Annotated in this window: 10 protein-coding genes; all 10 read right to left on the reverse strand. The window is 49.0% G+C overall.

All coding sequences use genetic code 11. From position 1 onward, the window contains the following. Positions 1 to 3: 3 nt before the first annotated feature. Positions 4 to 1143 (reverse strand): glycosyltransferase family 4 protein, encoded by a 1140-nt coding sequence (locus tag KGA88_RS06055; protein WP_223589602.1) that lies wholly within the window; start codon positions 1141 to 1143, stop codon positions 4 to 6. A gap of 24 nt (positions 1144 to 1167) precedes the next feature. After that, the gene (gene asnB / locus KGA88_RS06060; protein ID WP_110658188.1) at positions 1168 to 3093 is read right to left on the reverse strand and encodes an asparagine synthase (glutamine-hydrolyzing); all 1926 of its coding nucleotides are present in this window, start codon (positions 3091 to 3093) and stop codon (positions 1168 to 1170) included. A gap of 34 nt (positions 3094 to 3127) precedes the next feature. Next, the gene (locus tag KGA88_RS06065) at positions 3128 to 4312 is read right to left on the reverse strand and encodes an O-antigen polymerase (RefSeq protein WP_223589605.1); all 1185 of its coding nucleotides are present in this window, start codon (positions 4310 to 4312) and stop codon (positions 3128 to 3130) included. Between the two features lie 142 nt (positions 4313 to 4454). Then, entirely contained in the window at positions 4455 to 5678 is a 1224-nt protein-coding gene (locus KGA88_RS06070; RefSeq protein WP_223589607.1) for an oligosaccharide flippase family protein, read from the reverse strand. Between the two features lie 5 nt (positions 5679 to 5683). After that, positions 5684 to 6733, reverse strand: a complete 1050-nt coding sequence (locus KGA88_RS06075; protein ID WP_223589610.1) for an NAD-dependent epimerase/dehydratase family protein — start codon at positions 6731 to 6733, stop codon at positions 5684 to 5686. Positions 6734 to 6793: 60 nt separating this feature from the next. Further along, complete coding sequence (tviB, locus tag KGA88_RS06080) at positions 6794 to 8071, reverse strand: Vi polysaccharide biosynthesis UDP-N-acetylglucosamine C-6 dehydrogenase TviB (protein ID WP_223589613.1); 1278 nt, start codon at positions 8069 to 8071, stop codon at positions 6794 to 6796. 499 nt (positions 8072 to 8570) lie between these two features. Further along, on the reverse strand, positions 8571 to 9611 hold the full coding sequence (locus KGA88_RS06085) for an LPS O-antigen chain length determinant protein WzzB (RefSeq protein ID WP_223589615.1): 1041 nt from the start codon (positions 9609 to 9611) through the stop codon (positions 8571 to 8573). Positions 9612 to 10021: 410 nt separating this feature from the next. Then, positions 10022 to 10336 carry an integration host factor subunit beta gene (ihfB, locus tag KGA88_RS06090; protein WP_104448966.1) on the reverse strand — a complete coding sequence of 105 codons (315 nt, stop codon included), beginning with the start codon at positions 10334 to 10336 and terminating at the stop codon, positions 10022 to 10024. A gap of 143 nt (positions 10337 to 10479) precedes the next feature. Then, positions 10480 to 10767, reverse strand: coding sequence for a YgdI/YgdR family lipoprotein (locus tag KGA88_RS06095; RefSeq protein ID WP_223589617.1), 288 nt, complete (start codon positions 10765 to 10767; stop codon positions 10480 to 10482). Positions 10768 to 10981: 214 nt separating this feature from the next. After that, entirely contained in the window at positions 10982 to 12673 is a 1692-nt protein-coding gene (gene rpsA / locus KGA88_RS06100; RefSeq protein ID WP_007973639.1) for a 30S ribosomal protein S1, read from the reverse strand. Positions 12674 to 12686 lie beyond the last annotated feature (13 nt).

Genomic DNA, 12686 nt, shown 5'->3' on the forward strand with positions numbered 1-12686 from the left:
TTATCAAACACCTTTTTTGCGGCTCACGGCCAATTCCAGCAACTCTGACCATGTCTTTCTTGAGGTTATTTCCCAGTCGAATTTATCGCTCTGCGTCGCTGCTGCAGCGGCAAGCTTCTCTAAAAGCGCAGGACTGGTTAACGCCTCAGACAGCACATTATTTATATCTTTTGAATCAAACGGAGAAAAATACAGTGCTGCTTCAGCTCCAAATTCCGGCATCGGCATAACGTTGGAGCATACCATCGGCCTGCCAGAGGCAAGCGCCTCGAGAAGAATATTAGGGCAGTTCTCGCACGATGAAGCAAATAGATTCAGATAGGCGTGATGATAAAGTGGAGGAAGACTCTGATAGGGAATAGCGCCCAACAGCAGTACTTGGTCCTCGAGGCCTAGTGTAGAAACCAGACCCTTGACCCGCTCGGCTTCCGGTAGGTTTGTCTCGCCTACAAGAACCAGGGGGAAGCGTTCACGAAGTGCCTTTGGCAGCGCTGCGTAAGCATTAACCACTTCATAATGATGTTTATAAACATCAAATCTCGACACGTATAAAACATATTCGCCAGCTGGCAAAAATTCTGGCCGAGGAACAGCAGAATCGCCGTGAGTGCGAAATACCGAGCCAATTCCGTGAGGAATCGTAACAGCATTCTTGATACTGGTTAGTGATTCAATGACACTGCGCGCGTAATTTGAAATGAATATCGTCAAATCCGCTTCGCGCATGCTCTTGAGCATAATACGATTCAACAACCAATTTCTCAGGCGCTGCAACCCGAGCGGTATGCTTTTGCGTACTCGCAAATCAAATGGAATCATGTTCCGAAACATTGTCGCAACTTTACAACCAGCGGGTACAGAGGTGCCCACTACGCCACCGGGACAAAACAGGACGTCCGCCTTTTCAGCCTTCAAAATACCGGGCAGCACCCACCGTTCCCACATGGCTCTCACAATCGGATTTTCAGTGGGCCAGGCTGGCTCGACCCGCTTGATCCTCGGATGATCCGGCAGCTTGAGTGACGCTGGGGCGAAAACCAGAATCTCAAGATCCGCATTGTCAGGTACGAACTGAAAAAGATTAATCAGATAAGTCTGACCTCCACCAAGACGGGCAGAGAGCGCGTTGAAAACTATCTTCATGGAAAGCCTTTTGCTCAATCTAAATTAGTGGCTATTTTTATCGAGCCAGGATTGGAACATTAGAATATTCCACAAATGAAGACTACGATCGTATGTTCCGTTTTGATGCTGGAGCCATGCCGAGCGAATTTTCTGACAATCGAAGTAGCCCTCTCTCTTGAGACGCTCCTCCGTTAACAGTTCCTCTGCCCATTCTTTCAGCGGCCCACGCAGCCATTGCGCCAATGGAATAGAGAAACCCGCCTTCGGCCTGTCAAAGAATGAATTAGGAACATATCGCTTAAGAAGCTCGCGAAGTGGCCATTTCCCCACACCATTTTTTATCAGTTGGTCTGAGGACAAGGAAAACGCGAGTTCTGCAACTCGATGATCAAGCAATGGCGCGCGGGTCTCCAGACTTGCGCTCATCGCGCCACGATCCACTTTGACCAGCAAATCATCAGGCAAATACTGGGAGACGTCCCAGCGACGCATTTCCTCGACGTAATCCACTGCCGATTCCCAGGAAGCAACACCTTGCTGTTGAGCATCGATACCCAGGACCACACTTTCGTTCGACTGCCACTGAGACATCAAACCGGTATACATCTGCGCCAGATTTTCAGAGCCCAACAGCTCGGACATTCTGTAGATACGTCGACCATTAATCTTGGTCCGAAGGCTGTCCGGCAAAATCGAACAGACGTTGTCCCAGCCCTTGGACGAAAGTGAGCGAAGTGAATAGGCCATGATCTGGCGTGCAGGCAACGGCAGCTTTTTAATGCGTGTCCATAGTCCTGCAGTAACCTGATAGCGGGGATACCCGGCAAAAAGCTCATCGCCACCGTCACCGGACAAGGCGACGGATACATGCTGTTTTGTCATCCTGGAGACCAGGATTGTAGGGATTTGAGAGGAGTCAGCAAACGGCTCGTCGTATATTTCCGGCAAGTGCGGGATTATTGAAACAGCATCGTCGGCACCGAGATAAAACTCGGTATGGTTAGTCCCCAAGTGCTTGGCAATAGCTTTGGCGTAAGGCGCTTCATCAAACTCAGGCTCATTAAAACCGATCGTATAAGTGTTGATGCTGGTAGAGCTTTGCGATTGCATCAACGAAACGATCAAACTTGAATCAACACCGCCTGACAAAAACGCCCCAAGTGGAACATCGGAAATCATTTGCGACTTTACCGCAGCAGACAATTTCTCACCGACAATGTCTACAACTTCCTTATCACTGGCCTGCGACAGCTCGTACTTTAGCTCGCCAGCGCGCGGCAACGACCAGTAGGAAACAGGTTCTAGCGCAGCAGAAAGCGAGCCAACATTCAAATAATGCGCTGGCTCTAACTTTTTAATGCCTTCATAGATAGACTCCGGAGCCGGAACGTAGCCATACCTGACAAACTTCGCTAAAGCATGACGATCAATTCGCAGATCGCTGCCAAACGCAGCCTTGATTGCCTTCAATTCGGAGGAGAAGACAAAACGGTTGCCCACAATACCGTAATAGAGTGGTTTTTCTCCCATTCTGTCTCGTGCCAGGGTTATCGTTTTGGAAACTTTATCCCAGACGGCAAAAGCAAACATGCCCACCAGATTTTCGAGGGTTTTTTGTACCCCCCACGCACCGAGCGCAGCCAGCAGCACCTCTGTATCAGAGTGACCTCGCCAAACACGCGTCAAGCCTGAAGCAATCAGTTTCTCGCGCAACTCGTTAAAATTATATATTTCACCATTGAAAACAATAATGAACCGCTCGTCATCGGAAACCATCGGCTGACTTCCGTGCACCGACAGTTCCAGGATCGAAAGCCGTCGGTGACCCAGCGAAACTCCACTATCGGCATCTGACCAAACTGCTCCATCGTCGGGCCCACGATGTATCAGCGCATCCACCATCTTGCCAACGGCAACGGCGCCTTGCTGATCCAGCTTCCACCCGACAACTCCCGCAATTCCGCACATACCTACTCTCTCAATCCAATGAAAATATTAAAGCTCACTTCAAAACCCGAACGAGCTTCATCGTGAAGAATAATCCTAACGCCATCACATAAAAAACCAATGAGTTCAGCAAGTATATTTCGCCGTACCAAACCCAGTGCATAACCGATGCGGCACACAGCATGTACAAGAAAATTCGCAAAAAATCATCCTCGCGACAGCGCGAGTCGATCAACCGCAAGAAACAGACACTGATGAATCCATTAAGGAAAACACCAAACAATCCGAAATTCTCAAAAGCCACACCAGAAACGTGGATCCCGCCGAGCCCGGTAATGTAATACCAGAGGGCAGGATTATCCACCATAATGGGTTTTTCCATTCCCAGAGCCGAATAGAAAGGCGATGGCGCCAACGAAAGAAACATGTCGAGGTACGTTTGACCGTAACGTAGGTGCTCACCATCCCAGAAATTGGTTAACTGCTGCACAAGCGGCAAAATTATCGCATTCCACGAGTTAAACAATAAATACTGCGTAATGTTATCCGAGGTTAAGTCCACATCCATTCGGCTCATTGAAACAATAACGCCGCTGACGAGCAGAAGAACCATGAATACAGCTACGAAGAATAGAGTTTTAAACTTGATATATTGATTATAGCGAAATAACAACCCCAGGATTGAAGCGACAACCAGGACAACGAAATCGCGATCCCCGGTCATGGCGTTGGCAACGCAATAAGAAATTACTAGAGCACCAGAAACAAAAAACATCGATCTGGAGGGGTAGGAAAACGCCAAGGCAATGATCGCAATGATGGAAAAAACCACCACCGACTCAATACCCGCGAAACTCTCAAGCAGTGCGTTCGCGTTGACAAGCCTGAAACTAATAAAGAAGACTGACAGCGCAAGGAAGATCGCACCCGCCAGCTTGAAGTCCAACGCGGACAAAAAAGTTTTCTGCGGTGAGTCCAAACTTCTGGGAGGAACCAGCAATGACAACAGATAGCCAATGAGTCCACCAGCAACACCAAGGAACCAGACCAGAGAAAGTCGGAATACTAATACATCATCCAGATAAAAAGCATAGTCGCCAATGGGCCAAAGCGTAACTACTTCACCCCACAGACAACTGATAAGGCCTAAAAAAGGCACCGAATAGCAAACGGCGTACAAGGCAACGAGATATTTTTTTGATATCAGGCACAGAACGCATTGCGTCAGTAGAAGCAGCAAGCACGTCGAAACCAGTAATATAACCATTAACCCTGACCAACAAAAACAAAGCAACCGAAGCGTAAACCAGACTCAATACTGGCCCCAATATCACTTTCAGCCATGAGCCCTGCATAAACAACGCTCACACCCAATACACTTGTCACTGCACCAACTTACGGCCACCCAGGACCGCGAGCACAACAATTTGAGTCGCCAACGCCAAAACAAATGACCTGAAAAGGTCGACCGCCAACATACCGCCCTTGAATCCTGCCACTACCGTCATGGACAAATAAACAAACGCATAAACACAACTACCAAGAAAAACCACCCGGGTCATATTTTTACTATGCAGTATTTGAGTGACGATTGTAGTCGTTAGCCCGATGCCACCCGCCACCACTGCGTAATCCAGAAGATCATTTTTGCTGCAAATGCTACTACCGAGCAAACACAACCAGTAGCTCTGTGACAAGACCAGGAACACAGGCAAACAAACCGAAATTACTAGCCCAAGCATCAAGTACAATTTACTGGCACTGTTCCCGCGTCCTGCCAGTTTTACAATGGCGTAGGATGTAAGCGAACTTGGCAGCACAGTGACCAGAATATAAAAAAGAAAAAACAGGTTAAAGTAGCCAACTTCAGATACGTTCAAGCTCGACTTGGCAAATATCATCAGACAAACAATATGAACAGGCGCCCCGAGAAGCATACTACCGGCAATAGTCGCAGCCCCTGAGCGTGAAAGCAAAGCCACCATTTGTTGAAAAGAGGAAGACTCTCGCCCCTCACTACCCTCGTGGCTAAACTTACTTCTCTTTATTGTTAGAAATCCAAATGCAGGAGCGATTAGCGTACAAATTGCGAACGTTAGAATCACCCCCTCTATTTGACCTCCAATCTTCGCAATGGAAACTACCAACAGCAATCCAAGCAGTCCATGGGCAGCCAACGCAGCCGCCCATTTCCCTGAGGTTTCAAGGGAAAACATCAACCCGGTTATAGTCAAATTGCAAACACAAGCGAAACCTAGAAAAAATGCTCCGACCAGCAAATAGCCAGAGTTCACTTCGTAAGAGGAAGCAGGCGCCGGAAAAATTAAAAATACGATGACGCAGAGGGCACCTACAACGATGCCACCCCACGACATGAGACCCAAGGAAGTCTTGTAGTTTACTTTTTCGGCATTTAGGACTGCATAACGACTCAACGCCACACTCAGGCACTCTCCTACCACCGTCGCGATACCTGTTACAATCGCGTAATGGTAAGAGAATACCCCGTACAGTTCGACGCCTAATATTCGCGCCAAACTGAACAACAATACAAACATGCAAAGTTTGTTTGCAAGGACAGTGATTGCGCAGATCTCTTTAATCACTAGTCTTAACTTCTTGCAAAGAACGAGACATACCAACTTGCCGCTTTCAGCATACCTTCACCAACATTGAAAAGCGGCTCGTAGCCCAACAGATTCTTTGCCTTGTCAATATTCGCCTGCGAGTGTCTTACGTCACCAGCGCGAAAATCCCGATAGACCAAATCCGAAGTAGACTTGACATCAACACGAGCCAAAGCGTCCTTGATACAGGTAAAAACCTGATTCAATGTTGTCCTGTCACCGACAGCGACGTTGTATACGTTATTCTTTGCTTCCGAACCCGCGCAAGCAGCCAGTATATTAGCTTGAACTGCGTTCTCTACGAAACAAAAGTCTCGACTGGTTTCACCATCGCCATTCACGAAAACTTCTTCGTTATTGATCATGGCAGCAGTCCACTTAGGAATCACGGCTGCATAGGCGCCATTAGGATCCTGACGCTTGCCGAAGACGTTAAAATAGCGAAGCCCAATGGTATTGAAACCGTATGTACTGGAAAAAACCTCGGCATACAATTCGTTTACATACTTGGTGACCGCATAAGGGGACAGCGGCTTGCCAATCACACCTTCGACCTTGGGAAGTCCAGGGTGATCGCCATAGGTAGAACTGGAGGCAGCATAAGTAAAGCTTTTTACTTTCGCATCCTTCGCCGCAACCAACATATTCAGAAAGCCGTCGATATTGGTGCTGTTGGTTGTAATAGGATCATTGATGGAGCGAGGAACAGAACCTAATGCTGCCTGATGCAAAACGTAGTCCACCGGAATATCAGCGTCCCCACGGAAAGTCATTGCATTCTTGCAATCGTCGATGTTCCTGATATCGCCGTTTACCAGTGCGAAGCGCGCCCATTGTTCAGGACTCACTACCGATTGCACTTCATCGAGATTACGCTGATGACCTGTCGCAAAGTTATCTAGACCTACAACCCGCTGATCTAATTGCAGCAGTGTCTCCAATAAATTGGAGCCAATAAATCCGGCCACCCCCGTCACCAACCAAACCTTTGGGGATTGTTGAATTTCAGCTTTAACTTCTTCGAAACGGATCATGTAATTCTCGACTTGGTTTTTCTGGCAGTAACGAATCAGGGTCTTTACAGACCCTGATATTCAGAGACGCAGATCTGATTGAGAGGCATCCAATAGGTACTTGAGATCGTAGAGAACGTGCTCCGCCTTACCCAGGCTCCGAATTTGCTCAGCCCCCATCGCAGCGAATTCATTGTGTGCGACAGCCAGAATGATACCGTCGTAAGAGTTCACCTGTGGCTGGCCGACAGGAGTGATTGAGTACTCATGCATTGCTTCCGCCGCATCTACCCACGGATCATAAACGTCAACAACAATATTGAACTCAGCGAGTTCATTCACAATATCAATGACTTTAGTATTACGCAGGTCCGGGCAGTTCTCTTTGAACGTCAACCCCATGATCAAGACGCGAGCACCATCAACATGAATTTTGCGCTTCAGCATCGCCTTGACAAGTTGAGATACTACATAGGCTCCCATGCTGTCATTCAAGCGACGACCCGCTAAAATGATTTCAGGATGATAGCCGATGGACTGTGCTTTGTGAGTCAGGTAATAGGGGTCTACACCGATGCAGTGACCGCCAACCAGTCCCGGACGGAAAGGCAAGAAGTTCCACTTCGTCCCGGCTGCTTCCAGAACCGCCTGAGTGTCGATACCCATTTTATTGAAAATAAGTGCCAACTCATTGATCAGGGCAATATTCAAGTCGCGCTGCGTATTTTCAATAACCTTTGCCGCTTCGGCAACTTTGATACTCTTGGCCTTATGAGTTCCGGCAACAATGATTGTGTTATACAAAGCATCGACCAGATCAGCGACCTCTGGAGTGGACCCGGCAGTTACTTTCTTGATGGTAGTAACACGATGTTCTTTATCGCCAGGGTTTATCCGCTCAGGGCTATAGCCTGCATAAAAATCAACATTGAATTTCAGCCCGGATACTTTTTCCAGCACAGGAACACAATCTTCCTCGGTAGCACCAGGATAGACCGTTGACTCATAAATAACGATATCGCCTTTTTTCAAAACACGGCCAATCGACTCACTGGCTTTAACCAGAGGAGTCAAATCCGGTCTCTTATGTTCATCAATCGGGGTTGGAACGGTAACAATATAGATATTGCAAGCAGACAACTCTTCCAGCTCAGAGCTGAAACTTAAACCCGACGCAGAACTCAACTCAGAGTCAGACACCTCGAGAGTAGCGTCATGGCCCGCTTTCAGCGCTTCGATTCGACGCTGACTGATATCAAATCCGACGACTTGCATTTTTTTGCCAAACTCAACCGCCAGCGGCAAGCCCACATAACCGAGACCCACTATGGCCAACTTCACATCTTCGAGTTTAAGCATTGTTTTCCCTTGCCATTCATCAATATTAAGTCGATCGTAAAAAACGCGCCTAATTTAGCGCTTTAGAAACAAACATCACGGCTGCGTAAATGAGAAATTATACCGAAAGCGCCTAAGGGAGCCATAACAATTTTCAGAAAGCCAAGGAGCGGCTCGAACGCCCCACCCCTCCGTCCTGCACACACTCAGAGCCACGGCCGCAAGGCATAGCCACCGCAACGCGATTGCCAGTTTTCGATCGCGACCTACTTATCACGATGTCGAGGACACACTCAAGCCAGCACAAAAAAAAACATGCTGGACCTGAAAGCAGGGGTTCACCCTTGAAAACACTCTTGTCGAATCCGACACCAGCCAAACCTCTGGAGCCAATAATTCAACAAAAAACCGATCATTTCGACTAAACGGCCAGACAACCCACCCCTAGTCAAAAAATAGAAGCCGCCCCTCCCTGGGCGACTCACTACAAATGCACATCAGACAAAAAACTGAAATTCAGTTAATCCGACTTCACGGCAAACAGCCCACGAAACAATACGAAGGCAATGCCTGCGATCAGGCCAGCAATCACCCCAAATACAAGGACCAGAGTCTTGTTAGGTTTCACTGGATTGTCTGGCAGCTCCACCACCCCGTCTTGCCGATAGACGGACACCAATGCCGGCTCTGTTTTCAGGCCCTTGAAGAAATTGAAGCGGTCCTGAAGATCACGCAAGCGATCCGTAAAAGGGTCATCGGACTCGCGAGCCTGCAAACTTTCAATTTCCGCCTTTAGCGCTTTCGAGCCACGCATGTACGTAAGCTGACCAGCCTCCCCGCCAGCGATGACGGACTGGCTCACCGTGATCGCGGGCGGTTTTTCCAGACCAATTGAATCAGCGATGCGCAGAGCCTCATTCAATCTGACAATCGAATCCTCTCTGGCCTTAGTGCTTTTCTCCCTGGCGGAACTGATCTGTTGTTCCAGATTACGAGCCCGGACCTCAGACTCAATTGAAACGTTCTTGATCATTTCATTCTTGGCCAACTCACCAGCCTGGACCACATATTCAGTGACCCACTCCTTGGCCTTCTCAGGATGGGTGGTCTGCACGACAACCGCATACCTGTCAGAGCTCTCCCTAAGCGGCGGAACCACACGCAGCACCTCAGAGAAATGCGAATACAGGACATCCCTGGATTTTTTTTGCTCTTCCGGGGACAAGCTCGGTACATAAACCTTGCTAAAAAAGTCTAGTCGGAGCGACTCCGCCTGCAAATATCGCGTGTAGATATCGTAGACGTCCTTAACCGTGTAAGGAACCAACTCTGACTCTTTCATTCGACCGTAGTTGAAGTTGGATATATCACTCTGAGACGGCGGTATTACAAATACCTTCGCCTCATAGACGGGAGAAGCAAGGAAAGCATAGCTCGCGGCAAGAGCAGCACCCAAAACAACAAAGCCGATAACAATAAATTTTTGACGAAAAATCGCACGAACGAATCGTTGAAACTCAAAATCTTCTAGCTCATTACCTTTGTTTGAATCGACACGCATATATTATTAGCCTTTTTCACTTAAGTAGTTACGCTAACCCATAAGCTAGACCACTTGAGAATAATCAATGTAGATCGAGGCAGATAAGGAGGAAACGACAACACTCCTTTCTCAACTCACGAAAAATACTTTGCTACATCCTCAGACGCGAACCTTAAAAACACCAGGAAAACCATTACCCAGCCTATCGTCCACGCTTTCTCCCCAAGAAATGAGCCACAACAACCCCCCCACCAAAGATCATTCCCACCAGGAACGAAGCAACTCCGAACATCGAGATCTGTAGCTGAGGTGACGAAAAACCGAAGAAGGAAACGACGACAAGCTGCTGGTTTTCCAGCACGAAGAGCAGGCATGTAATTGACATTAATAAGACAAGCCCAGTGATCATGACTCGCTTGATGCGACTCTTATCTAGCCAACTCATCGCCACCTAACCCCTCCTCTTCCTCATTTACACGATCACGCAGTTCTTTACCTGGCTTGAAATGCGGGACGAATTTGCCGTCGAGACTGACTGACTGGCCGGTTTTCGGGTTGCGACCAACCCTTGGAGCACGATAATGCAGAGAGAAGCTGCCAAACCCCCGGATCTCAATACGGTCCCCGGTAGCCAGACATTGGGACATTTGCTCAAGCATGGTCTTGATGGCCAGTTCAACATCCTTGGATGAGAGCAGCCCTTGATGGGTGACAATTCGTTCGATCAACTCCGACTTCGTCATATTTTTCCCTTCTTTTTCAAGCAGCTAGGTCAGCGCTTCAAAGGTTTTAGCACGCCGGCGTGATTTTGAACAGCCCGAGTTTTGCCATCTATTCCAGCCCCCCAATATGCTTGATTCCTGGAAGGCGGCAGGCTTCTGAGCGATCACGATCTCCGACAAACCACCAACATAGTGCGCGTCAGGAAACCCGCCGGGTTGAATCCGAAAAGGTAGCTTTCCTCTTCTTCCTTGACATCATCAGATCTCACCACGACCTTGTAGCCAGCCCCCCTGCACTCCTTAGCCGCGCGCTTGTAACACTTATCCCATTTCGAACCGAGACCCGAACAATCGACCTCAATGCCATTGACCCCGTGTACGACGTGAGTTTTGGCGTTGGTGGTACAGCCCGCCAGTGCCAATACTGCTACTACGACAATGAGCTTGTTCATTCACTTCCTTTTGCCAGAAAGCCTACCGGCCGAACATTTGTCTCAGGCTAAAGACTAGCTGCAAATAAGCGTTTGATACGATTAAACAATCAGACATTTTTTCAGCGTTTTTGGTTCACGACCCGAGCAAGCAAACCCGAGCGTACTTCACCCAGCAAATTCCAGGCACAAAAAAGGGCGACCGAAGTCACCCTTTTTTACAGAAAATCAGAACTTAGTTCTGTTTTTCCATTTGTGCACGCAGCAGGTCACCCAGAGTGGTGGCCACAGGAGCATCAGTAGCTACTGGCTTGTCGCGCAGGCTCTGGATTGCTTCTTTCTCGTCTTCAACGTCTTTCGACTTGATCGAGAGCTGAATTACACGGCTCTTGCGGTCAACGCTGATGATCTTGGCTTCTACTTCTTCGCCTTCTTTCAGAACGTTGCGCGCGTCTTCAACGCGGTCACGGCTGATTTCGGAGGCTTTCAGAGTCGCTTCGATATCGTCGGCCAGAGTGATGATGGCGCCTTTAGCGTCAACTTCTTTCACGATGCCCTTAACGATTGCGCCTTTGTCGTTCTCTTGAACGTACTCGGAGAACGGATCGCTTTCCAGTTGCTTGATACCCAGGGAGATGCGCTCGCGCTCTGGGTCAACCGACAGGATAACGGTGTCCAGCTCGTCGCCCTTCTTGAAACGGCGAACGGCTTCTTCGCCCACTTCGTTCCAGGAGATGTCGGACAGGTGAACCAGGCCGTCGATGCCGCCGTCCAGACCAATGAAGATACCGAAATCGGTGATCGACTTGATGGTGCCGGAGATTTTATCGCCCTTGTTGAACTGGCCAGAGAAATCTTCCCATGGGTTAGATTTGCACTGCTTGATGCCCAGGGAGATACGACGACGCTCTTCGTCGATGTCCAGAACCATAACTTCCACTTCGTCGCCGACTTGTACGACTTTCGAAGGGTGGATGTTCTTGTTGGTCCAGTCCATTTCGGAAACGTGTACCAGGCCTTCAACGCCTTCTTCCAGCTCAGCGAAGCAGCCGTAGTCGGTCAGGTTGGTTACACGCGCGGTAACGCGAGTGCTTTCTGGGTAACGGGCTTTGATAGCAACCCATGGATCTTCGCCCAGTTGCTTCAGGCCCAGGGAAACACGATTGCGCTCGCGATCGTACTTCAGAACCTTGACATCGATCTCGTCGCCAACGTTGACGATTTCGGAAGGATGCTTGATACGCTTCCAAGCCATGTCGGTAATGTGCAGCAGGCCATCGACGCCACCCAGATCGACGAATGCGCCGTAATCGGTGAGGTTCTTGACGATACCTTTGACTTGTTGGCCTTCCTGCAGGGATTCCAGCAGAGCTTCGCGCTCGGCGGAGTTCTCGGCTTCCAGGACGCTGCGACGGGAAACGACAACGTTGTTGCGCTTCTGGTCCAGCTTGATGACCTTGAATTCCAGCTCTTTGCCTTCCAGGTGCGTGGTGTCGCGCACTGGACGGACGTCAACCAGAGAACCTGGCAGGAACGCACGGATGCCGTTAACGTCGACAGTGAAGCCGCCTTTAACCTTACCGTTGATAACGCCCTTGACCACTTCTTCGGCTGCGAAGGCTGCTTCCAGAACAATCCAGCATTCAGCGCGCTTGGCTTTTTCACGGGACAGCTTGGTTTCACCAAAGCCGTCTTCAACCGAGTCCAGAGCAACGTGAACTTCGTCACCGACGTTGATGTTCAGTTCGCCAGCGTCGTTGTAGAACTGCTCAAGCGGGATGAGTGCTTCAGACTTCAGGCCAGCGTGAACGGTTACCCAGCGAGCTTGGTAATCGATATCAACGATAACACCGGTGATGATGGAGCCTGCCTGAAGGTTCAGGGTTTTTAGGCTTTCTTCAAAGAGTTCCGCAAAGCTTTCGCTCATTTTAATTCCTGTT

It is taken from the genome of Pseudomonas sp. A-R-19, from assembly GCF_019956575.1.
GTDB lineage: Bacteria > Pseudomonadota > Gammaproteobacteria > Pseudomonadales > Pseudomonadaceae > Aquipseudomonas.

Coding starts and splice junctions, on each gene's coding strand:
- KGA88_RS06055 (WP_223589602.1), bottom strand. CDS start 1,143: ATGAAGATAGTTTTCAACGCGCTCTCTGCCCGTCTTGGTGGAGGTCAG.
- asnB (WP_110658188.1), bottom strand. CDS start 3,093: ATGTGCGGAATTGCGGGAGTTGTCGGGTGGAAGCTGGATCAGCAAGGC.
- KGA88_RS06075 (WP_223589610.1), bottom strand. CDS start 6,733: ATGATCCGTTTCGAAGAAGTTAAAGCTGAAATTCAACAATCCCCAAAG.
- tviB (WP_223589613.1), bottom strand. CDS start 8,071: ATGCTTAAACTCGAAGATGTGAAGTTGGCCATAGTGGGTCTCGGTTAT.
- KGA88_RS06085 (WP_223589615.1), bottom strand. CDS start 9,611: ATGCGTGTCGATTCAAACAAAGGTAATGAGCTAGAAGATTTTGAGTTT.
- ihfB (WP_104448966.1), bottom strand. CDS start 10,336: ATGACGAAGTCGGAGTTGATCGAACGAATTGTCACCCATCAAGGGCTG.
- KGA88_RS06095 (WP_223589617.1), bottom strand. CDS start 10,767: ATGAACAAGCTCATTGTCGTAGTAGCAGTATTGGCACTGGCGGGCTGT.
- rpsA (WP_007973639.1), bottom strand. CDS start 12,673: ATGAGCGAAAGCTTTGCGGAACTCTTTGAAGAAAGCCTAAAAACCCTG.